Below are 25,428 nucleotides of genomic sequence, written 5' to 3' on the forward strand. Positions count from 1 at the left end.
TTTTTCAGGACGTTACATAGTAATGATTATAGCAATACAATGTAGTTTATTAATTTTTTTAGTTGATCGAATTTAATTGTTCTAAAATTTAAACCTACGACAGTCTTTTTTCTCAGCTTGTTGTTTCTTTTGATTCAGTCTTTTTTGCTGAGAAGCTTTAGTAGGTTTAGTCTTTTTTCTAAACTTTGGAATAATCAATGCTTTTTCAACTAATTCTAACATTTTCTTTGTTGCAGATTCTTTATTGTCCAATTGAGAGCGAGATTCTTGCGAATTGATTTGTAAAAATCCTTCTGAATTAATCTTATTTTTTAGCTTTTCTGTGATTAATGCTTTTTCTTCATCAGAAAAAAATTGGGAAACTTCAACGTTCCATTTTGCTAAAACCATCGTTTCAACCTTGTTTACATTTTGCCCTCCTGCACCGCTACTTCTCGCTGTTTTATATGTTATTTCATAAGAAAAATCTTTCATCACTTATTATTTTTATTGAATAAAATATGAGAAATCAAACAGATTAAAGTAAAAAAAACGCCAACAGCAACCACTCCATTCCATTGAAATTTATCCCACGCATTTGCTGCAATAAATGTTCCTAAAGATCCACCAATAAAATAGCTTGTCATGTAAACTGTATTCACTCGATTTCCTGCTTTGGCATCTAATCCAAAAATAATGGTTTGATTAGAAACATGCATTGCCTGTAAACCTAAATCGATCAAAATTACACCAACAATTAATCCCCAATATGTATAGCCAAATTCATAGAAAAATCCCCAAGAAATTAGCATAGTAATGATGGAATAAAAGATAATTTTTGATGTTGACAGAACTTTTGAAACTCTACCAACTAATGCAGCAGCTAATGCTCCTACTGCTCCAATTAATCCAAAAGCACCAGCAATATCGCTTCCAACAAAAAATGGTGCTTCTTCTAAGTGAAAAACCAATGTTGTCCAAAATGCACTAAATGCTGCAAAACCTGTAGCTCCACGAAAAGAAGCTAATCTTAATTGTGGTTGATTTTTTACTAAATCTACAATCGATTTCATCAAATTACCATAAGTTCCTTTGAAATTTGGTTGTATTTCTGGTAAAAATATATAGATAAAAATCCATAGAACAAACATTAAAATTGCGCCTATCATATAAACTTCTCGCCATCCTAAATATTCACCAATAAAGCCACTAAAAACACGAGAAAGTAGAATACCAACAAGCAAACCACTCATAACCATCCCGACAGCTTGCGCTTTTTTTTGAGGTTCAGCTAATTCAGCCGCCATTGGCACAAAAACTTGCGGAATAACTGAGGTGAAACCGATTAGAAAACTTAATGGAAAAAGCCAGCTTACAGATGGTGCAAAATACATTCCCAAAAGAGCTGCGATTATAAAAACAAAATCGATTAAGATCATTCGTTTTCGTTTCAGTAAATCTCCTAAAGGAATAATAAACAACAATCCACAAGCGTATCCAATTTGTGTTAACATTGCAATATTAGAAACTTTACTTTCGGAAACATTAAAATCTTTAGCGATTAATGACAATAATGGCTGATTGTAATAATTATTTGCCACAACCAAACCGCTCCCAATAATCATTATCCATAAAATGATTGGAGTTAATTTGGGTTTCATTTGTAAATTTTCCATTCTAATATTCGCTTGCTTCAGTCAAAAGTTTAACATCATCATGAGATAATTGCACATTTACACCTTCTACAAAAGCATCAAGATGTTGTTCCTTAGTTGCACTCGCAATGGGAGCTACAACAGTTTTCTGATCCATTAACCAAGCCAATGCAACTGCCGAATAAGAAATATTATATCGTGTAGAAATAGTTTGTAAAGCGTCCAAAATTTTGAATCCTCTTTCATTCAAATACTTTTTGATTCCATTACCGCGCAAACTTTGTTGTAAATCTTCTTCAGTTTTATATTTACCTGATAAAAAACCACTCGCTAAACTGTAATAAGGGATAACAGCTAAATTATATTTCTCAGCAACAGGTTGCAAAAATTCTTCAAAATGCTGACGATCATACAAATTATATTCAGGTTGCAAGGTTTTGTATTGCGGCAAATTATAAAGTTCTGATTTATCCAACGATTCAATCAATCGCTCCGAAGAAAAATTAGAAGCTCCTATAAATCTCACTTTTCCTTCTTTTATCAATTGATTATAAACGGATAAAGTTTCTTCTACAGGTGTATTTACATCATCATAATGAGTTTGATACAAGTCGATATAATCTGTTTGTAAACGGATAAGTGATTCTTCTACTTCTTTTAAGATATGAGCTTTTGTAGTATTTGGCTTATCTTGAATCATATTTCGTCCACCAACTTTCGTTGCCAAAACAATTTGATCTCTCACTCCTCTCGATTTTAACCAATTTCCGATAATTCGTTCAGACTCTGTTCCAACATTACCTTCCACCCAATACGAATAGTTATTTGCAGTGTCTATCGCATTAAATCCTCTGTCCAAAAATCCATCTAAAATTCGAAAAGATTCTTCTTCATTCAATGTCCAACCAAAAACATTTCCTCCGAAAAAAATTGGTTTTATTTCTAAATCTGTATTTCCTAATTGTACATTTTTCATGGGGATAAAGATAAAAAAAAGCTACTTTGCAGTAGCTTCTTGTTGTAAAATTTTTTGACTCACACGTCGAAAAATGTAACTTTTAAGATACTTTTATGGTGTCTTCATAGGTTTAGAAAACAAAGCATCAAAGTTTAATACTTAGTTTGAAATCGATACAACAAATATATATACTGAATAATATCTATCATTAAAATAGAGTTCAGATTTCGTTAATTCACGTTTCAGCAAGGTGAATTGTGAATTTATTCAGGTGAAATTTTAATCAACTTTCAAAATCATTCGAACTTTTGTTCCTTTTTCATGAAAATTTATAAAAATATTTTCTTCAATATTACGATTAAGCAATTGTAAACGCTCATTAACTATCTTAAGTGCTTTCGAATCGTGAGTTTTATTTTGCGTAATTTGTGTTGTATTTCCCTTTCCATTATCTTCAATGATTATTTCTAAATAATCAATTTTTACACGAATAATCAATTTGATAATCGGTTGTAAATGATTTTGATCAAATGCGTGAACAAAAGAATTTTCGATAATTGGTTGAATCAACATTGGAGGAATTTTGATGCGATAAATATCCAATTGACTATCAATTTGAACATCAAATTCTATTTTATTTTTCCATCTAAAATTCTCAACTTCAACATATAATTTCAAAAAATCAATTTCGTCTTTCAAACTAATTTCATCTTTTGTTGAAAGATTTAACATCTGACGAATCAAGTGAGAAAAACGTCCCAACGAATTTAACGCATTATCAATATCATTATCCAAAATATAAAACTGAATAGAATTCAGCACATTGAAAATAAAATGCGGATTCATTTGCGATTGTAAAGCTGTTAACTTCGTTTCGGTTAATTGCCGCTCTAATTGCAAACGTTGATTTTCTTGAGTATTTTTTTCATTTAATTGACTAATTTTTAATTGATTAAATTTATTTAACGTCTTGATTTTATTTGTATTATAACGATAAATAATCAATCCTAAAGTTAAGACTGACAACAAAATAAAATAAATATTCAAGTAAAAAGGTTCGTCAACATTCAACGAAACCAAATCAATAATTTGTTTTTGTCCATTGCTTGTATCCGTTATTTCTAATTGAACACGATATTTACCATATGGTATATTCCGCAAATAAATAGATGGGTTATAAAAATACTCGTTCCACTTTTCATCAGGATTTACACGATATCTGTACTTATAACTTTGAGCAAAATTAGCATCAACCACAGCAAAATTTAATGTAATATTATTCTCATTATTCTTTAAATTCAAATCTTTATCAATCAAATCAAACCACATAAATTTATCTATTCCAAAAGATTGATCATTAATTTTAAAACTTGTAATTATAATCTCTTTCGACTGATTTTTTTGCTTTAATAAATTCTCAAGATTTAACTTATAATATCCATTTTCAACACCAATTGTAGCCGTTTTTCCGTCAAAAATAGACGAATGTATATCCTTATTTACAAAACCTTGTTCATTACCAATCATATATGTTTTACCATTATTGAAAACGAGTAAATTACGATTGGTTCCAATCAGAATTGAGTTCCCAAAAATGTCAATTGAACTGATATTTTCCCCGCCAATTTCACGAATATTGATTACTTTTTTTGTGATTAATTCATCTCCTTTTACCTCTAAAATATAGACTTTCGCAAATTCTGTTGCAACCAACAACTGATTATCTCCAACGCATTTTATCATTTTAATTTTAGATTCATTAAACTGATTATTTTGCAAATAAGAAATAAAATTTCCATTTTCATACTTGAATAATCCATCCAAAGAAGAACCAAAAAATACAGCTTTTTTATTTTGACAAATCGAAACAACATCTTTCGGAACATTCGCTTGCGTAGCTGAATATGCGTGATATTTTAGATTATTCAGATCATCAAAAACCAAAATTCCTCCAAAAGGATTTGTCTGAATAAATTGATTATTAAAATATGTAAATTGACTTGTTCGATTAGGTAAATAATCTTTGAATTCTCCATTAAAATCTAACTCGAAAAATCCTAAATTAGTTGCTATAATAAACGAATTATGACGAATAATCATTTTATAAAAACGAAGATTTTTTTCTTTCAAATCAAAATCAATTTCATAAAAATCTTTATTTGATTGACTTAAAAAATCTTTGAATTTTGACTTATTTCGAAGCATATATTGATAAAAAGCATTTCTCTTTATCTGCTTATTGAATACATTATTCTCTTGAAAATAAAGTCCTTCTGGTGTTAAAAAATATTGTGTATTCGCAACTTTTAGAATTTCAATGACTCTTTTATTATCAATCGTTGAAAAATCTAAAAAATGATTAAAATGAACTTCAAAAAGTCCTTTATCAGCACTTCCAACATAAATTAAATCATCCGTTTTACTACTAAAAACTCGATATGGATAATCCGAAGTGATTTTAAAATTTTCTGTTTGATCTGTTATTTTATTGTCCTTTAATTCGGCAACCATTCCATTTCCTGCACCCGTTTCGTAACCAGCTAATAAAAGAGAATGACGTTTATCTGAAATGTTGTGATTTCTAAAAACTGGAAAATCGTAGGTTTTAAAATTCAATTTTTTATTCAAAAAATCGTTTATCGAAATGATATTAAGACCTTTAGAAGATGACAAATACAAATCATTATTATTCAAAAAACTATAATTAATTCGATTGAAAGGATTGACCAACTTCAACTTATCGCGATGAACTTCATAAACACCATGATCTATTGTTGCAACATAAACCTTGTTTTGATATTCGAAAAAAGATACCGCTTCGAACACAATATTGTTATTTTTTTCAAAAGAAGGATTATAAATTTTCTTTGATTTTGTATCAATAATCGAAACGCCACCTTGCGCAGCAACATATATTAAATCATCTAAATAAAATAAATTTCGAACACGATCCGAAACTAATCCTTTCGCTGTATTAATTTGTTCAAAACGTTGACCAGTAAATTTCAATATCCCTTGTCCGTAACTTCCGAACCAAACATTATATTGCTTATCTTCTATTATTGTCCAAACATTATTGTATTGTACTTTCTCGAAGCGTTTCATCATTTTGAAATTGTCCATGTCTTTCACAAATACGCCAAAACGAGTTCCAACCCACAAGATTTTACGAGAATCTTTGTAAACACTCAAAATCTCATTGGCAGGCAAGCCATTTTCGTACGTGTATTGTTTTGTCAGAACATATTGCGCAGAAAGTTGATGAGAGCAATGAAATAAAACAAGTAAAAAAATGAAGTTACGCAACCACATTCGATAAAATTTTATACCCCAAAGAAGTTACAGGAAGATTTGATTCACCATCTTTTGGATGACAATTCAGAATCAATAAATTGTTTCGTTTATCAAATTTTTTAGCAAAATTAATATTAACCAAATACGATCTATTGACACGGAAAAAATTGGTTTGATCAATTAAATTTTCTACCTCTTTCAGCGTTTTAGTTACCATGTACGCCTCTTTTTCAGTAAAAATTGTACAATAACTATCATCTGCTTTACAGTAAATAATATTTTCAATTTTCAGTACCAAAACCTCTGTTATAGATGGAATAAATATAATTCCATGCTCATTTTTGAAAACGTCTTTCAGATTATCAGTTTCTACTTCATCTTCAAAATCATCTGCAATATTAATAATCTCTTTCGTTATTTTTGTTTGATTTTGACGCTCTACAAAACGATTCAATAATACTTTAAGATCAGAAATTGAAATAGGTTTCATCAAATAACCCAAACATCCCCATTGATTTACAGCTTCTAAAATATAGTCTGAATGAGCTGTTGTGAAAATGACATCAAACGTAATATCATCGAAATAATCAAATAATTTAAACCCAAATTCCTCTGGCATGTGAATATCCAAAAAAACGATATCTGGTTGATTTTCCTTAATTTTTTCAACGCCTTCTTTTACAGAATTTGCAGTATCAATGGAAACAAAAAAATCTGGCAAAGCATGTTGAATAATTTTCTTTAACCCTTGTTGAGCAAAGTGTTCATCATCTATAATAAGAGCTTTGTAATGATTCATTTGAGTTTAATTTGTTACAAATATAAACTAAAAAAGGATGCTCCGTAGAACATCCTTTGATTATGATTGAAGTAATATTTTTAAACTCTTTTCGATTTTAATTGTAAAAAGATTGCTGCAATTATTGATCCTACCGAAGCCATAATAAAGCCAACCCACAATTGCGAATTAAATCCTAACCCCATTGCAATCGGAATTCCTCCTAAAAATGCACCTAAAGCATTTCCGATATTAAAACTTGCTTGACCAGCTGCTGCGGCTAAAGTTTCGGATCCTTTTCCGTTATTAATCAACATCATTTGAATTGGCGAACCAATTGTAAACGCAATTAATCCCGTAATAAACGACATAATATAAGCCATTATTTGTATGTGAGAAGTGAAATAAACAATCACTAAACAAATCGCCATCGAAGCAAATGAGATAATTGCAGCTTTATTTGGCGACATGGTATCTGCCAATTTTCCACCTATAAAATTACCTACAAACATTCCTAGACCAATCAAGGTCATAATAATTGGAACTTTTGTTTTGGGTAAATCTGCCACATTTGTCATTAATGGAGAAATGTAACTTATCCACGCAAATAATCCTGAAGTTCCGATAGAAATCATCACAATTAATACCCAAGCTTCCCATTTTTTGAAGAAACTTAATTGCTCTACTAAACTTCCTTTGTTTGTATTTTTAAGATTTGGAACCCAAAGCGAAATCGCTAACATTGTGATTAATCCTAAACTTGCAATAATCCCAAACGTTAATCGCCACGAAAAAACTTGTCCTAATTTCGTCCCTAATGGAACTCCGACTAAATTCGCAAACGTTAATCCCGCAAACATAATCGAAATAGCTTGCGCTTCTTTTCCTTTTGTTGCTAATTGTGCTGCCACAACAGATCCTACACCGAAGAATGCTCCATGAGGTAAACCAGACATAAAACGAGCAATTAATAAGGTATTATAACTTGGTGCGATAACAAAAAGTGAGTTAAAAATGGTAAACAATAACATAAAAAAGATTAATACTTTTTTAGGCGAATATTTACTTGTAGCCATGATCAATGTTGGAGCTCCAACCATTACGCCCATTGCATACATTGATATAAAATTCCCTGCTGTTGGAATTGAAATATTCAAATCTTTTGCAAAATCTTCTAAAACTCCCATCATCGAAAATTCCGTCATTCCGATGGCTAAACCTCCCATTGCTAAGGCAAGTAAACTCTTTTTTACCATTTATTCTTCTATTCTTCGTATAATTCTATCGGCAAACCGTCGGGATCTTCAAAAAAAGTAAACTTCTTTTGCGTGTATTCATCCACACGAATTGGCTCTACCATCACATTCAACTGCGTTAATTTTTCTACTTCATTTTCTATATTTTCCACAGCAAAAGCAATATGTCTCAATCCAGAAGCTTCTGGTCGAGAAACACGTTTTGGTGGATTAGGAAAAGAAAATAATTCGATGCAGTAATAATTTTGCAAAGCTAAATCTAATTTATAAGAATCACGTTCTTTTCGGTAAACTTCTTGCACAATTTCGAATCCTAAAATTTCTGTGTAAAAATGTTTTGATTTTTGATAATCCGAACAAATGATTGCAATATGATGGATTTTTTTTAATGCTAACATAATTTATGCGTAATGATTATTTTTTGCTCTTTCATATTGTGGCAACCACTTTATATCTTCTTCTAACTCTTTTGCAGCACGTAATGCAAAATATGGATCGCGTAATAATTCTCTTCCTAAAAAGATTAAATCTGCTTCTTCATTTTGAAGAATTTCTTCGGCTTGTTTTGGCTCAAAAATTAATCCAACAGCTCCAGTAATGATTTCGACTTGGTTTTTAATTTCATTTGCGAATGGAACTTGATAATTTTTTTTGACATCAATCTTTTGATGACTCACTCCTCCTCCAGACGAAACATCAATCACTTCTACTCCATTTTGTTTTAAAATCTTACACAATTCTATTGTTTCTTCTAAATTCCAACCATTTTCTGCCCAATCCGAAGCTGACAAACGAACCCAAAGCGATTGAGTTGTAATATATTTTTGCATTTCAGCAACAATTTCCAACACAAAACGAATTCTATTCTCGAAACTTCCACCATATTCATCTGTTCGATTATTGATTAAAGGCGACAAAAATTGATGAACCAAATATCCATGCGCACCATGAATTTCTAAAATTTCAAAACCAGCTTTTATCGCGCGTTCAGTTGCTTTTCCCCATTCTTTTACAACATCTTTAATTTCAGAAATTGTTAATTGATGTGGAATTTCATCCGATTCATTAAAAGGTAAATTAGAACTCGAAACTGTTTTCCAACCATTTTTTTCGTCAGATTTTATTTGATGGTGTCCCAACCAAGGCTTTTCTGTACTTGCTTTTCTTCCTGCATGCGCTAACTGAATCCCAGGAACACAATTGTATTTTTTAATTTCGGAAGTTAATTTTTGATACACTTCGATATGTTCATCTTTCCAAATTCCTAAATCGCCATACGAAATTCGACCATCTGCAATAACAGCGGTAGCTTCTTGTATAATCGCCGAAACATTGCCAACTGCACGCGAAACATAATGTTGAAAATGCCAATCATTTGGAAAACCATCTTCCGAAGAATATTGGCACATTGGCGACATAATAATTCTATTTTTTAATGAAATAGATTCATTTATACTGATTGATTCAAATAATTTGCTCATTACTTGTTTTTTTGACTTAATTAATTTGGAATAAAATTCGTGAATTTGATTGATTTCTTAAAACGATTCAGCTTAAAAATTGTTTAAATTCTAATCTTTCAACAAAATTAAAAAAGCTTAGAAATACATGAAATCACAAATAATTTTAACAATTTATTTAAAACTGACAAAAAACATAAATTTAAAAAAATCTAATAATCAATCCGATATCATAGTAAATATCTAAGGTTCAGAATAATTTTTAATAAATCTTTCATTGTTTCTTAGTTTGTTCGTAATTTTACAAAAAAGTGAATTTTGGAAAAGAAAAAGATTGTCATTTTAGGTGCTGGATTTGCTGGACTTAAATTAGCCCGTAAATTAAATAATAACCCACACTTTTCTGTTACACTTATTGACCGTTATAACTATCATCAATTTCAACCTCTTTTTTATCAAGTTGCTACAGCAGGAATAAACGCTAGTGATATTTCGTTTCCTATACGAAAAGTATTTCAAGGAAGTAAAAATGTCAGCGTACGATTAGCTGAAGTAACAGCTATAAAAAAAGAAGCTAATATTGTTGAAACCACAATCGGAGATTTTTCTTACGATTATTTGGTTATTGCCATGGGATGTACCACAAATTTCTTTGGTAATAAGCAAATTGAGGAATTATCATTCCCAATGAAATCCACAAACGAAGCTTTAACGCTAAAAAACAGATTGTTAACAAATTTTGAAAGTGCTTATTCTGCTGAGTCAGAAGAAGAATTAGAAGAAATTTTGAACATTGTTGTTGTTGGTGGTGGACCAACTGGAGTAGAACTTTCTGGTGCAATTGCACATATGAAAAAACACATTCTACCAAAAGATTATCCAGATTTAGATTTCTCTAAATTGAATATTTATTTGATTGAAGGAAGTCCTAATTTATTAGGACCTATGTCTGATTTAGCTCATAAAAAGTCTCACGAATATTTGACAAATATGGGAGTGCATATTTGGACAGAAGGACGAGTTACAGATTATGATGGAAAAACTATTTCCTTAGCTGACGGACGCACAATCAAAACAAAAAATTTAATTTGGTCTGCTGGTGTTACAGGAAATATTCCTGAAGGAGCTGTGTCTCAAGAAGAGTTACAAAGAGGTAACCGTTTTAAGGTAGATCGTACAAGTAAAATTATTGGAACTGATAACATATATGCTATTGGTGACATTTCTTGTATGGAAACACCTAAATATCCTCATGGACATCCTCAATTAGCACGTGTTGCTGGGGATCAAGCTATGAATTTAGCCAAAAATTTCAATAAAATTGGACAAGGTTTATCAGAAGATAAATTAACTTTATTTGAATATCAAGATCCAGGATCTATGGCTACAATAGGAAAACATAAAGCTGTTGTTGACTTACCTAAATTCTCTTTCTCTGGACGTTTGGCATGGTTTACATGGATGTTCTTACACTTAATGTTAATCTTGACTGTTCGCAACAAACTGGCTATTTTCTTTAATTGGGCTCAAAATTATTTTACAAATGATTCATCATTACGTATTATTGTTCGTCCAACGAAAAAAGATTTTAGATTTAATTTGAAAGGTTATCGCCGTTTTCCAAAGAATCGTGATAAAGAAGTAGAAGCTTAATCAAAAAAGTATATCAATAAAAAACTCCGCTAAATATTTAGCGGAGTTTTTTGTATCTATGAATTGAAATTTTATTTTCTTGCAGAAGGTGTTCTCACTCCTGTTTTTACTCTTTCTGTTGATGCAGATTTTGCACTTACAGCATCTTTAGCAGATTTGCTGTATAATTGGATAAAATCAAATAATCCATCAAAATCACCAGTCAATGTTTTACCATTCGAAACTCTCAATGCAAAGTTTGTAGATAATAAACTTCTGTTATAAGGGTCAAAATAATTTTTTAGATTAATAGATCCAGAAGAAAAATCTGTATCTAACAAAGCAAACGTTCCAGAATTAAGAACTGGCACATAATTTTGCATTATAGGATCTTCATAATATTCGATATAATCCAATCCTCTATCATTATTTTCTGTTACGTAAGATCCATTAAAACTTAAATCACCTCTTTGGAAAATTTCTAAATACAAATAAGCTCCATTTAATTTACCATTCTTAGGAACTGGATTTGTAGATAATTCTACACTATAATAAAATCCGCCATCAGCCTTTTTTATATCTGCAACAACTGCATTTCGAAGCGGAAATGATACACCATCATAATTGATTTGTCCAACATTAACAATTTCAGGTTCATAATAGCCATCATCATTATTCACACAAGATGTTAATGAGATAGACGAGACAGCTAACATTGCTAAAAATATAATTTTTTTCATAATTTCTAAATTTTCAAACTAATTATATTGCCAGTATTACAAATAGCGTGCTAAAAAATAACAACAACTAGTTTTAGCATAAAAAAAGTGTTACACAATCGTGTAACACTTTGATATTAAATAAAATATTTTTTAACAAAGAAAATTATCCTTTGATAATGATTTCCATTTTTTCTTGCTCTTCTAAAGCTAATTCCAAATCAACTAAGATACGTCCTGAATGTTCGTCAGCGATAATTTTTTTACGTTGAGCGATATCCATTTGTCTTTGTGGTGGAATTGTAAAGAAAGATCCCGCAGAAGCTCCACGTTGTACAGGAACAACAGCTAAACCATTTTTCACAGAATTTCTGATACGGCTGTAAGCGTCTAATAATCTTTGTTCGATTTTAGCAGAATATTCAGAAGATAATTTCAATAAATTACTTTCTTCTTTTTCTGTATCTTTTACAATTGTATCCAACTCAGCTTGTTTGTGAGATAAATGCTCTTTCATTGAGTTTAATTTTGCATTAAATTCTTCAACTTGTGCATTTTTTTGAGAAATTTTAACTGTAAACTCACGAATACGTTTCTCAGATAACTCAATTTCCAAACCTTGATACTCTACTTCTTTCGCTAAAGCATCAAATTCTCTATTGTTTCGTACGTTATCTTGTTGTTTCGTGTATTTTTTAATTAAAGCTTCAGCATTTTTGATTGCTTCTTTCTTCAATTTAATTTCTTCATCCAAACCTTTAGTTTCGTCAACTATTTTTTGGATTCTCGTTTCTAATTGTGCAACATCGTCGCTCAAATCTTCAACTTCTAAAGGTAATTCACCTCTTGTGTTTCTGATTTCATCTAAACGTGAATCAATTAATTGCAAGTCGTATAACGCGCGAAGTTTTTCTTCTACGCTTAGTTCTTTGATATTTTTTGTTTCAGACATAGTTAACAATAATTAACAGGATTGGTATTAATTCCAGAATTAAAGACCACAAAATTAGTAAATTTTTCTTTAAGATACGAAGTTATTAAGTTTTTTGTAAACTGTTCCGATTCAAAATGTCCAATATCTGCCAAAACAAGCTTATTTTCAGCTGTAAAAAAATCGTGATATTTCAAATCAGCCGTGATATAAATGTCCGCTCCAGCCGAAATTGCATTTTTTATTCCAAATGCGCCAGAACCTCCAAGTACAGCAACCTTCTTTATTTTTTTGTTTAATAATTTCGAGTGACGAATAACGGGTGTATTCATTTGAGTTTTTAGATAATTGAAAAAATCGAGTTCTTCCATTTCATTTTCCAACTCTCCAATCATTCCAATTCCAATATAATTATTTTGATTATTCAACGAAATAACAGAATAAGCAACTTCTTCGTACGGATGATTTTTGAACAAAGCATTCATCACATCACCTTCCAAATGTTGCGGAACAATAACCTCTATTCGCGTTTCGTTTACTGCTTCCAATTTCCCTATTTCGCCATTAAACGGATTTGCACCAGCAGTTGGTCGATAATTTCCTTCGCCTTCTATCGCAAAACCACACGAATCATAATTCCCAATTTTTCCTGCACCCGCTTCATACAACGCAAATTTCAATTGCTCAGCATGTTCTGTTGGTACATAGGTAATTAATTGTTTGATAGTTTGCAATTTTGGAATAAGAATTTTCGTATTCAATAAAGCTAATTGTTCAGAAATTTTGAAATTAACTCCAACTTTCGAATTATCTAAAGCTGTATGCGTTGCATAAATATTAATTCCATTTTTGATTGCTGTCATCACAGCTTTTTCAACATAATTTTTTCCGTTCAATTTCTTTAAACCAGAAAAAATAATTGGATGAAAACTCACAATCAAATTACAATTTTTCTCAATCGCTTCTTCCACAACTTCTGGTGTTGTGTCCAACGTTACCAAGATCTCTGTTACCTCATTATTGTAATCACCAACTAGCAATCCAACATTGTCAAAATCCTCTGCATACGCCAAAGGCGCTATTTCTTCCATCGCCAAAGCGACATCTTTTACTCGTATCATTTCTCTTTTAAAAGCAATTTTTCTGTAGGCAAATCATTTTCGATGCCTTTCCAATACGATTCAAAATTAAACTTTTCTAACAACTTTCTTGAAGCAACATTATCAGGATCGATGACAGCCATTACTTGCAAATCAGGAAATTTTTCTTTTGATTCTGCTAATAAATGTTCGCAAATCATTGATCCAAAACCTTTTCTCCAAAATTCTTTTTTCAATAAATAACCTATTTCAAGTGAATTTTCGATATGTTTGTTATACACCAATTTACAATCACCTAAAAGTGTGTCGTTTTCGTCATAAACCTTAAAAAAACCAAGGTTTTCGTTAACGCTACCTTTTTCTAAGATTGATGTAAATTTGTGATTTGCTTGCTCTTCATTCAAACCTTTTCCAGAGATATATTTCATCACTTCGTCGTCCTGAACAAGTTTAAAAAAGTTATTAAAATCTGTAGGTTTATATTTTTCGAACCGAATTTTCTTCATGAAATTTTGTTAATGCTTTTAATAAATTGATTTGATTAATCGTACGATTTAGATTTTGTTTTGGATAAGAAATCGAATAATAAATATCGTTTTCTAAATAATCTGCCAAAAATCTAACCGCCTGAATATAAATCACAATATACGCAACAAAATCCATATTTTCGATCTCTATTGGTTGTAAATCATATTTTAAATGTTCTAAAAACCCATTTTTAACCGCTTTATAATAATCAGGTTCAAACAATTTTTCAGGATTAGGATCGTCTTCAGCTTTCAGGTTTGCGTATGTACGAATCATATCTCCAAAATCGCACAAAATATTCCCTGGCATTATTGTATCCCAGTCTATCACAGCGATTGCTTGCGAATGATTATCATTATTAAATAAGAAATTACTGATTTTAGCATCAGCATGAACGACACGCTTTGGGAAATCTATTTCTAAATACTTTTCAACTTGATACAGATTATCCAAAATATAAGCAACTTCTTCTTTCGTTTCTTCTAAACGCTCTGTTGAAGCATTTTTCAATGCATTTTTGAAATCATTTACACGTTTATGATAATCTAAAAACCCGACAATCGAAGGATAAATTTCATCAACATTAACATCTAACAAATACGAATGAAATTCACTAATTGTTTTCGCCGCTTCATACGCTTGTTCCGCAGATTCCACTTTCTCAAAACAAATAGAATTTGGAATAAAAGAAGTCATTCTCCAAGTTTCTCTATCTTCTTTTGCTAATAAATTTCCTTGCAAATCTTTTACAATTTCGATTACCGAATTTTGATAATTCTTTGCTTTTAGATGGCTAGAAATGATGTCAATATTGTTCGAAATTACTTCTGGTTGAGGAAAAACGTGCGTGTTTATTTTTTGTAAAATATATTTTTTTCCTTCATACTCAACTTCATAAGTAGAATTAATCCAACCAGAACTGATTGGATTAATACTAACTTGATCTATATTTTCGAAATAATGTTTTAATATTTTCTCCATTATATTTTATGTCCAAAGAGAATTTGGATATTTTTGATCATTGATTAAATTGTGAATAGAATTTACTACAACTTCTCTATCTTCTGGATAAGTCATTCCGAACCAATTGTCATCCGATTTTTCTACAATCACTTCCAATTGATCTTCTTTGATCATATCATTTACAACTTTCGGCAAGAAAAATTCTGCTTTCAATTGAGAAGCATTTTCGTGAAGAAATTCCTCAAATTTATCTTCTAATTTTCTGAAAATAGAAGGATGTAAAACAAAGAAATTCATCGATACAGCCGTATCTCCATCTAATGGTAAAACGTTATCATCTTCTTCGAAAACAATTTCTCCATTTTCGTTAGAATAGATATTTGTACGTTCTACAACATTCTCCAAATGACCGTTAGTTACAGTACATACTCCGCGAGAAACAGAACCATTTTCGCTAATCGTATTGGCCAATTTGTACGCAACCATACCATAAGTATTTGCAGTGATTTTTTCGTTTTGAACCAATTCACTTGCTTTTTCAAATGCTTTACGACCATAAAAATCATCTGCATTAATTACAATAAATGGATTGTTTAAATGATTTTTTGTAATCATTAACGCATGTCCAGTTCCCCAAGGTTTTTCACGTTTTTCTATTGTATCATAAATTCCTCTCGGAACAGATGTATACGTCGTTTGAAGAACAAATTCTACTTTACCTCCATTTTTTTCAATTAAATTTTGAAAATATTTTTTAGTTTCTGCATTAAATTGTTCATTAATAATGAATACAAAATGTTTTATTCCGCAAGAAAAAGCATCGAAAATTGAATATTCCATCAACGTTTCTTTACTTGGTCCAATTGGATCAATTTGTTTTTGTCCTTTGTAGCGGCTTCCCATTCCACCTGCTAAAATGACTAATGATAAGGTTTTAGAATCCATAATCTTCTGTACCAAAAACTGGTTTTCTTGTTTTATATTTTCCTCTTGTAAAGTCTGGCATTTCTTGAGAAGTACCATTTCCTTCGATAGATTTTTCACTTAATGGTGTTACTGCATACCAAGTTGCTAAATCATATACATCGAATGGGAATTCTTTGTTTGCTTTAATACATTCGATAAAATCATTCATTAAGAAGAAATCCATTCCTCCGTGCCCAGCACCTTCTGCCTGAGTTTCGTATTTTTTCCAATATGGATGATCGTAAGTTTTTAAATGATCTTCTGAACTTGCCCATTTGTGAGAATGTTTCATTTCATCTTCGAAATAAATGAAACCTTGACTAAATCCTCCTGAACCGATATCTTGCCAAATACCATCAGTTCCTTGAATACGGAAACCTAAGTTATGGACGCTGTAAAGATGTATCGTGCGTTAATAAGATTGTTTCTCCGTTTTCACATTTTAACATTGTTTGAACGATATCTCCTTGTTTGAATTTAACTTTTGCATTTGGATGATCTACACCTCCATTCTTCACGATATAATCAGTTAAACCAGCTTGTTGAGAAGCCATAGAAGTTAAATGTGTAATTCTATTTCCACGGTTAACATCCATCATTGTACCGATTGGTCCTAAACCATGCGTTGGATATAATTCTGCATTACGTTTTACATAATGATTTGTACGCCAAGCAGCTTCAGAGAAACCTTTGTCTCCAAATTCAACTCCACCACCATAAGGTTGTTTACCATCATTAAATAATACATTTCTTAAATCGTGTTGGTAACCACCTTGTCCATGAACAATTTGACCAAACATTCCTTTACGAACCATATTCATTACAGCCATAACATCGCGACGGTAACAAACATTCTCCATCATGAATACAGGAACTTTCGTTTTTTCGTATGTATCTACGTAATCCCAACATTCTTGTAAATTCATCGCTCCACACACTTCTAAACCTACAATTTTACCCGCATTCATTGCTGCAATTGTTTGCTCAGCGTGAAATTCCCATGGCGTAGCTATAATTACAGCATGCATTTCTTTATTCTTATATAATTTTTTATATCCATCTAAACCTTTAAAATACTCTACAGGTTTTTTATTATGTTTTGCAAAAATTTTGTTTGAACGATCAATCATTCGTTGATCTGGTTCAGCGATCCCAACAACTTCTACATCATTTCTTTTTAATAACTCATCTAAATGTACCTGCCCTCTCATTCCACAGCCAACAATTCCTACTTTCACCTTATCAATTTTTGATGAAAAATCAAATAATGAATCTGGTGATACTAATGCTACCGTAGATGCTGCAGCAGTCGATTTAATAAAATTTCTTCTGTCCATAGTTGTATTTAATTGTTTGCTTTATTTTTTAAAATGCAAAATATGAAAAATAATCAATAAAACTTTCTGCTTATAAGTAAAATTAGTAGGTTTTAGGCGAATCCTTAGGAAATACTATAATAAATTCTGTCGTAGTAACATTTTCGTTTTTAGATTTAATTACAGATAATTTTTCATTTAAATCTTCACTTTCTAGAATTTCAATTACGGCGATTTTGAGCTCAGGTCGAAAATATTTCAAATACCAATAAATTCCGCCATAATTTTTAGAATGATAATCACCATTGTAATGAATGAATAGATTATTTTTCTTCAAATTATTCAAAATTGATTCTGCCATTGTTGCATCCTTTGTAGCTTGTGCTGCAACAAACTGTTTTGCCTTCACTCCAGCATGATCTCCCATCATTTTAATCATCTCAGGATAACCAGGTGCATCATAATCTATGGTAATAGGAAGTTTCGCAATAAAGGCTTTCTCATTATTTGGAACTGTATCCAAAGCTTCAAGTCCATTCTTAGCGACATACGAAGCATATTTGCGCGTTACATTAGTTGCTACAAAATCTAAATTCTTTTCTTTCGCAAAATCAACAAGCGGTTTGTAATCTGTTTTGTAATTATTCCAAAGCTTTGTACTCTTTTGAAACTCATCATCCGTCGTTTTGCTTTTCAAATAATTCGTTAAATCATTTTGTTGATGACGCTCGAACATTTCTGCTCCAAGAATCAGTTGTTTTCCTTTTATCTTATACAATTCTTTTGTCGTTTGCAATTGCAACCAATGATTTACCGCATTATTATGATGTTCACCAAATAAAACAACATCATATTTTGCTAATTCTTTAATCATTTTATCAAAATCAACTTTCTTTTCTTGTTGATTATAAATTTGATAAGTTTTTCCGTTTTGCGCTTTAGCCTGAATTGTTAGTACAATTAATAAGGTATAAAGTATCGTTCTCATGTTATTTAAATTAATTCTAAATTGTAACAAATTAACAAAAAACTCTACATATAAAGAAAACAAATTCAACTACTATGAATAAAGTTCTTGAAATTAATCAACTTACTAAAAAATTTGGCAGTTTTACAGCGGTCAACAATGTCACTTTTTCGGTAGAAAAAGGAAACGTTTATGGATTACTTGGTCCAAACGGAAGTGGAAAATCGACAACATTAGGAATGATTCTTAATGTAATCAATCCTACAGCGGGTTCGTGGAAATGGTTTGATCAAGAACCAGATAACGATTCATTAAAAAAAATTGGTGCAATTATCGAAAGCCCAAAATTCTATCCTTATTTATCAGCAGAAAAAAATCTTGAAATTGTTGCTGATATTAAAGAAGTTAATTATGGAAAAATTGACGAAAAACTTGAATTAGTTGGATTACTTTCTCGTAAAAAAGATAAATTTCAACAATATTCGTTGGGAATGAAACAACGTTTGGCAATTGCGGCTGCGTTATTAAATGATCCTGAAGTGCTGATTTTAGACGAACCTACTAATGGTTTAGATCCACAAGGAATTATTCAGATTCGTGAATTGATTATTAAAATTGCTCAACAAGGAACTACAATTATTCTAGCAAGTCATTTATTAGACGAAGTCGAAAAAGTATGTTCGCATGTAGTGGTTCTGAATCAAGGAAAAATGCTTTATGCGGGTTCTGTAGATCAAATGAATTCAAGTTTTGGAAGTATAGAAGTTGCTGCGCAAAATATGGAAAGTTTGGAATATACACTAAAAACGTTCTCATTCGTTTCAAAAGTTACCAAAGAAAACAACAAACTTTTTGCTGTTTTATCAGAAGAGAAAGATCCAGCAGAAATTAACAAAATGCTTTATGAACAAGGAATTATCGTGAATCATTTAGTAAAACGTAAAGAATCTTTAGAACAACAATTTTTCCAACTAATCCAAAAACAGAACTAACATGAAAAGATTATTTAGCATAGAATGGAATAAATTATTCTACAATAAAGGAACGCGAATTTTCATCATTTTATATTTTGTGATGATTCTGTTAATGGGAATTACGTTACCGAATTTCAAACCAAATATGAATGAAATTGAAGTTGATTTAATCAAATTGGGAGCATTAGAGTTTCCTATAATTTGGCATAATATTACGTGGTTAATTGGTTTTGGAAAATTCTTTTTAGCTATTATTGTTATTAATAATATTACAAACGAATACTCTTTCGGAACTTTCAAGCAAAATACAATTGATGGTTTATCTAAAACTGAATTTTTAAACACAAAAGTTTTGATGAACGTTGTGATAACTTTGATTTCTACACTTTTAGTTGGCGTTTTAGTTTTTGCATTAGGTTCTATTTTTAGCGAAAAGTTTGATTTTGTAAACGGAATCGAATTCTTAGGAGGATATTTCGTCGAAATCTTCGCTTATATTGTATTCGCCATGTTTTTATCATTCCTATTAAAGAAAAGTGCTTTTGCGATTTTATCTTTAATTGTTTTGAATATTATAGAATCTGTTGCTAAAGTTGTTGAATTTTTAGTTCGTTTTGGTAAAAATCCTCCAAAAAATCCTAATGAAATTAAAATCTTAACTAATTATTTACCACTTAACTCGAACGGAAAAATAATTGATTATCCTTCTGTAGATATACAAAAAGCAATTATGGAAGGAAAATTATTTGTTGCGGATCATGTACAATGGGAATATTTTGCTGCAAATGTTTTCTACATCATTTTATTTCTTGGTTTATCCTTATTAATTATCAAAAAAAGAGATTTATAAATTATAAATATTTCATAAAAACAAGAAAACCTCCAAATTTGGAGGTTTTCTTGTTCAAAGCAATTTACAATATCACTTGTTTGTTTATCTTTGCAACTATGCAAATGACAAATTTCGAAGAGCTAAAAGCTCTGTTAAAATCAACCCCAAAGAAAATTGCAATTATACCGCACAAAAATCCTGATGGAGATGCGATAGGTTCTACATTGGCGATGTTTCATTATTTGAATAAATTGGGACATACGTGTAACATTGTTTCACCAAACGATTTTCCGAAGTTCCTAAAATGGATGCCTTCAGCAAAAGATATTGTAATTGCAGATTACCGACCAAAAGTTTCTGAAGCAATTATACATCAAGCTGAGTTGATTTTTATCTTAGATTTCAATACTGTAAAACGAATTGATGACTTAGGAAACTGGGTTGAACGTTCGAAAGCTCCAAAAATATTAATCGATCATCACCGCGAACCAGATACATTTGATTTTATGTATTCGGATATCGAAATGCCTGCGACTTGTCAAATGGTTTATAATTTTATCGAAGCGATGAATGATTTAGATAAAATTGATAAAGGCATTGCTGAATGTATTTATACTGGAATAATGACGGATACAGGCGGATTCCGTTTTCGTAATACATCGGCAGATACGCATAGAATTGTAGCAGAGTTAATTGATAAAGGTGTAGAAGTAGATAAAGTTACTTCTTATGTAAACGATTCACAAACACAAGGACGATTAAAGTTATTATCATTAACTCTAAATAATCTAACTTTTTTACCAGAATATCGAACAGCTTTCATGTTTTTAAAACGTGAAGATTTACTAGCAAATGGTTTTCAAAAAGGAGATACAGAAGGTTTTGTAAATTATGGTTTGAGTGTAGAAAATTTTATCTTTTCTGTAATTTTTATTGAAGACACACATCATAATTTCATTAAAATTTCGTTACGTTCGAAAGGTGATTTTGATGTGAATGAATTCTCTCGCAAACATTTCAATGGCGGCGGTCATATGAATGCTTCTGGAGGTCGTTCGGATATGAATATGGAAGAAACAATTGCTTATTTCCAATCCCTTTTACCAGAATATCAAGAAAAATTAGCTAGTATCGTTATCTAATGAAAAAAGTTATTTTATTCACTTTCGCTGTTTTTGCGTTAATGAGTTGTGATCAAAAAGTCATACAATATCCCGTTTCATATTCCAATGACGATTTTATGAAACGTTCGCAAGAACGTGGAAAATTATTGCATCAAGAAGAATTACAATGGTTTGATGATTATATGAAAACATCTGACCTAAAATTTGTTAAAACGAGTTCGGGCTTTTGGATTTCAAATAGTGGTCAACGAACAGCTTCTACAGCAAATAATGGAGACTACATCGAATTTGAATATCAAGTAACTGATCTCGAAAACAATATTTTATATTCGTTTAACGATAATAAAGTTCAGAAAATAATTTTAGGAAAAGCTGATATTGTGAGAGGTTTACAAGCTGGTTTGCAATTAATTCCTGAAGGTGAAACTGCTAAATTATTATTACCTTCGTTTTTAGCTTATGGAGGTTATGGTGATACACAAAAAATTGCTCCAGACTCGCCTATTATTATGGATGTAAAAGTTTTAAAAATAAAAAAACACTAATAAACACAAAGACTGTAAAGTTAAAATGAGAAAAATATTATTAATCTTAACTGTCATCACTACTCTTGTTAGTTGTGGCGTTAAAATTCCAAAATCGATGAGTAAAGAAGAATTTAAAAGTTTAGAAGACGGATTGTATGCAAAAATGACAACAAATCATGGTGCAATGACAATCAAATTATACGAAGAAGAAGCTCCAATGACTGTTGCTAACTTTGTAGGATTAGCAGAAGGTACAAAAGAAAATAAAGCAAAAGCAAAAGGAATTCCTTTTTATGATGGAATCATTTTTCACCGTGTAATCAAAGATTTCATGATTCAAGGTGGTGATCCAGACGGAAGAGGTACAGGTGGACCTGGTTACGATTTCGAAGATGAGTTTCATGCAACATTAAAACACGATAAAAAAGGTGTTTTATCTATGGCAAATTCAGGACCAGCAACAAACGGGTCTCAATTCTTCATTACAGAGGTTCCAACTCCATGGTTAGACGGTAAACACACTGTTTTTGGACAAGTTGTAGAAGGTTTAGAAGTTGTAGATTCTATTGCTAATGTAGAAAAAACAAGAGATGACAAACCAGTTGTTCCAGTTGTGATTGAGAAAGTAGAAATCGCTCGTAAAGGTGATAAATACGCCAAATATAACGGTGGAGAAGCTTTTGAAACTGCAAAAGCAAATCATGCAAAAAAACAAGCTGAAGCTGAAGCGAAAGCAAAAGCTGAAAAAGATGCTGAAATTGCTCGTCAAAAAGAATTAGAGGCTAAAGCGCAAACTACTCCTTCTGGATTAAAATATGTAATTTTAGAAGAAGGAAACGGAGCAAAACCTGTGCAAGGAGATCCAATTCAAGTACATTATACTTTACGTTTAAACGATGGTGAAAAATTAGATTCATCTTACGATCGCAATCAACCACTAGACGCAACAGTTGGTGTTACAGGATTAATCCAAGGTTGGATGGAAGCATTAACAATGTTCAACAGAGGTTCTAAAGTTTTCTTAATTATCCCTGCCGAATTAGGTTACGGATCAAGAGGTGCTGGAGGTGTTGTACCACCAAATGCAACTTTATATTTTGATATGGAAGTTTTAGATAAATAATTTATCTATTCAAAATAAGTAGAAAAGCCACTCAAATCGAGTGGCTTTCTTTTTTGCCTACATTTTTGAAATTACTATTTTTACTGCTTATCAAAACTCACATGAAAAATTTAACATCTCTAATTTTACTCTTTATCGGTTTACAAATAGTAAATGCACGAGAAATAGTAAACTTCAACTCTAATTGGAGCTTTAAAAAAGGGCCATTTACCACTGCAGAAATTAATTACAATTCTATCTTCAAAGGCGATTGGCAATTGGTTCAAGTTCCACATACATGGAATGCAACTGATATGCAAACGAACCAAGTTACACCTGGTTTTTATAGTACAAACGAGCGTTTTTATGTGGGTGATTCGTATTACAGAAAATCTTTTACGCCAAAAACAAACTGGAAAGGTAAACGAATCTTTATCAAATTTGAAGGTGTTGGAGCAAATGCAGAAGTTTACATGAATAATTCTCCTTTAAAATCAACTCAAAATAAGAACAAAGTAAGCTATCAAAGTGATGTAAACAACGGAAATTATAATTTTGTAGGTCGTCATCAAGGTGGATATTCTGCTTTTGTTTTGGAATTGACAGGAATGTTAAAATTTGATCAAGAAAATGAAATTTTGGTTAAAGCTAATAACGAAGAAAATCCAGCAATTATTCCTGTTAATCATGTTTTATTCCTGTTTATGGCGGAATTTATCGTCCTGTTTCGTTAATTGTTACTGATCCTATCAATATTGCTGTAAATGATTTTGCTTCGGCTGGAATTTTTATTTCTCAGAAAAATGTTAGTAAAAAATCGGCTGATATTCATCTTAAAGTCAAAGTTGATAATAAATCAGCTCAAACAAATAACATCGAAATTTTCACTTCGATCATCGATCATAACAATAAAACTGTAAAGTCTATCAGCACTCCTTACACTCTATCACCACAAGGAAGACAAGAAATTATTCAAGATATTAAGGTTAATAATCCACATTTATGGAATGGATTAGAAGATCCATATTTATATAAAGTAGTGACATAAATCAAACAAAATAATCAAGTTTTAGATGAAGTAACACAACCTTTGGGTATTCGTAAATTTGAACTAAAAGCGAACGAAGGTTTCTTCTTAAACGACAAAAAATATCCGCTTTATGGCGTGACAAGACATCAAGATCGCTGGGGAAAAGGTTCGGCTTTATCAAATGAAGATCACGATGAAGATTTAGCAATTATAAAAGAAATTGGTGCAACTTCTATTCGATTAGCTCATTACCAACAATCTGATTATTTTTACTCGAAATGTGATAGTCTAGGATTGATTGTTTGGGCAGAAATTCCGTTTGTGAATCAGGTTACAACCTTGGAAGAAAATAATGCAATGCAACAATTAAAAGAGTTGATTCGTCAAAATTACAATCATCCATCTATTTACACTTGGGGATTACACAATGAAGTTTATTCGCCAAATAATTACACCATCGAATTGACAACAAAGCTAAATGACTTAGCTAAAACAGAAGATTCTGATCGTTATACAGTACAAGTAAGTGGTTATAATGTGGTCGATCATCCAGTTAATAATAATGCGGATATACAAGGAATTAATCATTATTTTGGATGGTACAATGGCGAAGTAGAAAATTTGACAGACAAAGAAGATGTTGAAACTTGGGCGAATGAAATTTCGAAAAAATTCAAAGATTACAAAATCATTTTCTCTGAATATGGCGCAGAAGCAAAACCTGAAGATCAAGTTGAAGTTGCTGGGAACTATGGAAATCAATGGAGTGATCCTGCATTTTTTCCAGAAGAATTTGCAACTAAATTTCATATTGTTCATTGGGCAACAATAGAAAAACATCCAATATTTTTGGGATCTTATGTTTGGAATACTTTCGATTTTGCAACGCCTATTACACGATTAAATGTTAATCCAAGAAATTTCAAAGGTTTGGTTTCGTTTGATCGAAAAATTAAAAAAGATCCTTTTTATTGGTATAAAGCAAATTGGAGCAAAGAACCTGTTGTTTATTTAACGCAACGTAGAATGGTAAATAGAGGAAATGAATTTACAACTGTTACAATCTTCTCTAATCAAGGAACGCCAACGTTAACTGTAAATGGTAAAAAGATTGAAAATGTAAAAAATGGCTATAATAAGATTCATTTCGTTGCTGAAAATGTTCAATTGCAAAAAGGTGAAAACATAATCATTGCAGAAACTAATCTTAATGGAAAAACCATTTCAGATAAGATTATTTGGAACTATGATTCAAAATATAAAACTTCTCAAAAAGAAGCCACTACGAAAGATATTCATGTTGGACTTTAGTGAGAAATATGTCCCGTCCTGAAATA

General features: G+C 31.1%; 24 protein-coding genes and 1 pseudogene. 9 read left to right on the plus strand and 16 right to left on the minus strand.

The genetic code is table 11. From position 1 onward, the window contains the following. Positions 1 to 81 precede the first annotated feature (81 nt). From arfB to B4E59_RS08540, 8 genes are all read right to left on the minus strand, one after another. Positions 82 to 474, minus strand: a complete 393-nt coding sequence (gene arfB, locus B4E59_RS08505) for an alternative ribosome rescue aminoacyl-tRNA hydrolase ArfB (RefSeq protein WP_286495197.1) — start codon at positions 472 to 474, stop codon at positions 82 to 84. Next, a complete protein-coding gene (locus B4E59_RS08510; protein WP_286495198.1) occupies positions 474 to 1,655 on the minus strand; it encodes an MFS transporter in 1,182 nt (393 codons plus the stop codon). Before B4E59_RS08510 ends, arfB begins: the two co-directional genes overlap by 1 nt. 1 nt (position 1,656) lies before the next feature. Beyond that, positions 1,657 to 2,610 (minus strand): aldo/keto reductase, encoded by a 954-nt coding sequence (locus B4E59_RS08515; RefSeq protein ID WP_286495199.1) that lies wholly within the window; start codon positions 2,608 to 2,610, stop codon positions 1,657 to 1,659. Between the two features lie 261 nt (positions 2,611 to 2,871). Then, a complete protein-coding gene (locus tag B4E59_RS08520) occupies positions 2,872 to 5,904 on the minus strand; it encodes a sensor histidine kinase (protein WP_291052497.1) in 3,033 nt (1,010 codons plus the stop codon). Continuing rightward, positions 5,891 to 6,685 (minus strand): LytR/AlgR family response regulator transcription factor, encoded by a 795-nt coding sequence (locus B4E59_RS08525; RefSeq protein WP_221856275.1) that lies wholly within the window; start codon positions 6,683 to 6,685, stop codon positions 5,891 to 5,893. The genes B4E59_RS08520 and B4E59_RS08525 overlap by 14 nt, the downstream gene beginning before the upstream one ends. A gap of 80 nt (positions 6,686 to 6,765) precedes the next feature. Beyond that, on the minus strand, positions 6,766 to 7,920 hold the full coding sequence (locus tag B4E59_RS08530; RefSeq protein ID WP_286495202.1) for an MFS transporter: 1,155 nt from the start codon (positions 7,918 to 7,920) through the stop codon (positions 6,766 to 6,768). Positions 7,921 to 7,928: 8 nt separating this feature from the next. Further along, positions 7,929 to 8,318: an SMU1112c/YaeR family gloxylase I-like metalloprotein gene (gene gloA2, locus B4E59_RS08535; RefSeq protein WP_125349274.1), complete on the minus strand. Its 390-nt coding sequence runs from the start codon at positions 8,316 to 8,318 to the stop codon at positions 7,929 to 7,931. Positions 8,319 to 8,321: 3 nt separating this feature from the next. Beyond that, positions 8,322 to 9,401: an NADH:flavin oxidoreductase/NADH oxidase gene (locus B4E59_RS08540; protein ID WP_291049159.1), complete on the minus strand. Its 1,080-nt coding sequence runs from the start codon at positions 9,399 to 9,401 to the stop codon at positions 8,322 to 8,324. Positions 9,402 to 9,698: 297 nt separating this feature from the next. On the opposite strand from B4E59_RS08540, the gene B4E59_RS08545 reads away from it, so the two are divergent. Further along, positions 9,699 to 11,033 (plus strand): NAD(P)/FAD-dependent oxidoreductase, encoded by a 1,335-nt coding sequence (locus B4E59_RS08545; protein ID WP_286495204.1) that lies wholly within the window; start codon positions 9,699 to 9,701, stop codon positions 11,031 to 11,033. 71 nt (positions 11,034 to 11,104) lie between these two features. Here the strand turns inward: B4E59_RS08545 and B4E59_RS08550 are convergent, their stop codons facing one another. From B4E59_RS08550 to B4E59_RS08585, 8 genes and pseudogenes are all read right to left on the minus strand, one after another. After that, positions 11,105 to 11,752 carry a hypothetical protein gene (locus B4E59_RS08550; RefSeq protein ID WP_125349271.1) on the minus strand — a complete coding sequence of 216 codons (648 nt, stop codon included), beginning with the start codon at positions 11,750 to 11,752 and terminating at the stop codon, positions 11,105 to 11,107. Positions 11,753 to 11,897: 145 nt separating this feature from the next. After that, positions 11,898 to 12,683, minus strand: coding sequence for a zinc ribbon domain-containing protein (locus tag B4E59_RS08555; RefSeq protein ID WP_115000894.1), 786 nt, complete (start codon positions 12,681 to 12,683; stop codon positions 11,898 to 11,900). A 2-nt stretch (positions 12,684 to 12,685) separates the two neighbouring features. Further along, positions 12,686 to 13,783 (minus strand): Nif3-like dinuclear metal center hexameric protein, encoded by a 1,098-nt coding sequence (locus B4E59_RS08560; protein WP_409450445.1) that lies wholly within the window; start codon positions 13,781 to 13,783, stop codon positions 12,686 to 12,688. After that, positions 13,780 to 14,268, minus strand: coding sequence for a GNAT family N-acetyltransferase (locus tag B4E59_RS08565; protein WP_115000896.1), 489 nt, complete (start codon positions 14,266 to 14,268; stop codon positions 13,780 to 13,782). The genes B4E59_RS08560 and B4E59_RS08565 overlap by 4 nt, the downstream gene beginning before the upstream one ends. Beyond that, a complete protein-coding gene (locus B4E59_RS08570) occupies positions 14,240 to 15,271 on the minus strand; it encodes a phosphotransferase enzyme family protein (protein ID WP_291052499.1) in 1,032 nt (343 codons plus the stop codon). The genes B4E59_RS08565 and B4E59_RS08570 overlap by 29 nt, the downstream gene beginning before the upstream one ends. Before the next feature lie 6 nt (positions 15,272 to 15,277). Continuing rightward, positions 15,278 to 16,198 carry a nucleotidyltransferase family protein gene (locus B4E59_RS08575; protein ID WP_038331209.1) on the minus strand — a complete coding sequence of 307 codons (921 nt, stop codon included), beginning with the start codon at positions 16,196 to 16,198 and terminating at the stop codon, positions 15,278 to 15,280. After that, a pseudogene (locus tag B4E59_RS08580) lies at positions 16,188 to 17,556 on the minus strand (Gfo/Idh/MocA family protein). The gene B4E59_RS08575 and the pseudogene B4E59_RS08580 overlap by 11 nt, the downstream one beginning before the upstream one ends. Positions 17,557 to 17,638: 82 nt before the next feature. Continuing rightward, complete coding sequence (locus tag B4E59_RS08585; RefSeq protein WP_221856264.1) at positions 17,639 to 18,523, minus strand: ChaN family lipoprotein; 885 nt, start codon at positions 18,521 to 18,523, stop codon at positions 17,639 to 17,641. A gap of 74 nt (positions 18,524 to 18,597) precedes the next feature. On the opposite strand from B4E59_RS08585, the gene B4E59_RS08590 reads away from it, so the two are divergent. From B4E59_RS08590 to B4E59_RS08620, 8 genes are all read left to right on the plus strand, one after another. Next, positions 18,598 to 19,494, plus strand: coding sequence for an ABC transporter ATP-binding protein (locus B4E59_RS08590; protein WP_221856261.1), 897 nt, complete (start codon positions 18,598 to 18,600; stop codon positions 19,492 to 19,494). Between the two features lies 1 nt (position 19,495). Next, positions 19,496 to 20,326: a DUF2705 family protein gene (locus tag B4E59_RS08595; protein ID WP_221856259.1), complete on the plus strand. Its 831-nt coding sequence runs from the start codon at positions 19,496 to 19,498 to the stop codon at positions 20,324 to 20,326. 98 nt (positions 20,327 to 20,424) lie between these two features. After that, positions 20,425 to 21,450, plus strand: a complete 1,026-nt coding sequence (locus B4E59_RS08600; protein WP_125349263.1) for a DHH family phosphoesterase — start codon at positions 20,425 to 20,427, stop codon at positions 21,448 to 21,450. Beyond that, positions 21,450 to 21,977: an FKBP-type peptidyl-prolyl cis-trans isomerase gene (locus tag B4E59_RS08605; RefSeq protein ID WP_115000909.1), complete on the plus strand. Its 528-nt coding sequence runs from the start codon at positions 21,450 to 21,452 to the stop codon at positions 21,975 to 21,977. Before B4E59_RS08600 ends, B4E59_RS08605 begins: the two co-directional genes overlap by 1 nt. Positions 21,978 to 22,002: 25 nt before the next feature. Continuing rightward, positions 22,003 to 23,082: a peptidylprolyl isomerase gene (locus B4E59_RS08610; protein ID WP_291049136.1), complete on the plus strand. Its 1,080-nt coding sequence runs from the start codon at positions 22,003 to 22,005 to the stop codon at positions 23,080 to 23,082. A 101-nt stretch (positions 23,083 to 23,183) separates the two neighbouring features. After that, the gene (locus tag B4E59_RS08615) at positions 23,184 to 23,795 is read left to right on the plus strand and encodes a glycoside hydrolase family 2 protein (protein WP_286495215.1); all 612 of its coding nucleotides are present in this window, start codon (positions 23,184 to 23,186) and stop codon (positions 23,793 to 23,795) included. Between the two features lie 56 nt (positions 23,796 to 23,851). Further along, positions 23,852 to 24,109, plus strand: a complete 258-nt coding sequence (locus B4E59_RS14675; protein ID WP_409410631.1) for a hypothetical protein — start codon at positions 23,852 to 23,854, stop codon at positions 24,107 to 24,109. A 42-nt stretch (positions 24,110 to 24,151) separates the two neighbouring features. Continuing rightward, on the plus strand, positions 24,152 to 25,402 hold the full coding sequence (locus B4E59_RS08620) for a glycoside hydrolase family 2 TIM barrel-domain containing protein (protein WP_291049132.1): 1,251 nt from the start codon (positions 24,152 to 24,154) through the stop codon (positions 25,400 to 25,402). The last annotated feature ends 26 nt before the right edge of the window (positions 25,403 to 25,428 follow it).

This window comes from Empedobacter sp. UBA2044 (assembly GCF_002333005.1).
Classification (GTDB): Bacteria; Bacteroidota; Bacteroidia; order Flavobacteriales; family Weeksellaceae; genus Empedobacter; species Empedobacter falsenii_B.

What these genes read in the sequence shown, in the direction of transcription:
- arfB (WP_286495197.1), bottom strand. Translation starts at nt 474, where the DNA reads ATGAAAGATTTTTCTTATGAAATAACATATAAAACAGCGAGAAGTAGC.
- B4E59_RS08510 (WP_286495198.1), bottom strand. Translation starts at nt 1,655, where the DNA reads ATGGAAAATTTACAAATGAAACCCAAATTAACTCCAATCATTTTATGG.
- B4E59_RS08515 (WP_286495199.1), bottom strand. Translation starts at nt 2,610, where the DNA reads ATGAAAAATGTACAATTAGGAAATACAGATTTAGAAATAAAACCAATT.
- B4E59_RS08520 (WP_291052497.1), bottom strand. Translation starts at nt 5,904, where the DNA reads ATGTGGTTGCGTAACTTCATTTTTTTACTTGTTTTATTTCATTGCTCT.
- B4E59_RS08525 (WP_221856275.1), bottom strand. Translation starts at nt 6,685, where the DNA reads ATGAATCATTACAAAGCTCTTATTATAGATGATGAACACTTTGCTCAA.
- B4E59_RS08530 (WP_286495202.1), bottom strand. Translation starts at nt 7,920, where the DNA reads ATGGTAAAAAAGAGTTTACTTGCCTTAGCAATGGGAGGTTTAGCCATC.
- gloA2 (WP_125349274.1), bottom strand. Translation starts at nt 8,318, where the DNA reads ATGTTAGCATTAAAAAAAATCCATCATATTGCAATCATTTGTTCGGAT.
- B4E59_RS08540 (WP_291049159.1), bottom strand. Translation starts at nt 9,401, where the DNA reads ATGAGCAAATTATTTGAATCAATCAGTATAAATGAATCTATTTCATTA.
- B4E59_RS08550 (WP_125349271.1), bottom strand. Translation starts at nt 11,752, where the DNA reads ATGAAAAAAATTATATTTTTAGCAATGTTAGCTGTCTCGTCTATCTCA.
- B4E59_RS08555 (WP_115000894.1), bottom strand. Translation starts at nt 12,683, where the DNA reads ATGTCTGAAACAAAAAATATCAAAGAACTAAGCGTAGAAGAAAAACTT.
- B4E59_RS08560 (WP_409450445.1), bottom strand. Translation starts at nt 13,783, where the DNA reads ATGATACGAGTAAAAGATGTCGCTTTGGCGATGGAAGAAATAGCGCCT.
- B4E59_RS08565 (WP_115000896.1), bottom strand. Translation starts at nt 14,268, where the DNA reads ATGAAGAAAATTCGGTTCGAAAAATATAAACCTACAGATTTTAATAAC.
- B4E59_RS08570 (WP_291052499.1), bottom strand. Translation starts at nt 15,271, where the DNA reads ATGGAGAAAATATTAAAACATTATTTCGAAAATATAGATCAAGTTAGT.
- B4E59_RS08575 (WP_038331209.1), bottom strand. Translation starts at nt 16,198, where the DNA reads ATGGATTCTAAAACCTTATCATTAGTCATTTTAGCAGGTGGAATGGGA.
- B4E59_RS08585 (WP_221856264.1), bottom strand. Translation starts at nt 18,523, where the DNA reads ATGAGAACGATACTTTATACCTTATTAATTGTACTAACAATTCAGGCT.
- B4E59_RS08590 (WP_221856261.1), top strand. Translation starts at nt 18,598, where the DNA reads ATGAATAAAGTTCTTGAAATTAATCAACTTACTAAAAAATTTGGCAGT.
- B4E59_RS08595 (WP_221856259.1), top strand. Translation starts at nt 19,496, where the DNA reads ATGAAAAGATTATTTAGCATAGAATGGAATAAATTATTCTACAATAAA.
- B4E59_RS08600 (WP_125349263.1), top strand. Translation starts at nt 20,425, where the DNA reads ATGCAAATGACAAATTTCGAAGAGCTAAAAGCTCTGTTAAAATCAACC.
- B4E59_RS08605 (WP_115000909.1), top strand. Translation starts at nt 21,450, where the DNA reads ATGAAAAAAGTTATTTTATTCACTTTCGCTGTTTTTGCGTTAATGAGT.
- B4E59_RS08610 (WP_291049136.1), top strand. Translation starts at nt 22,003, where the DNA reads ATGAGAAAAATATTATTAATCTTAACTGTCATCACTACTCTTGTTAGT.
- B4E59_RS08615 (WP_286495215.1), top strand. Translation starts at nt 23,184, where the DNA reads ATGAAAAATTTAACATCTCTAATTTTACTCTTTATCGGTTTACAAATA.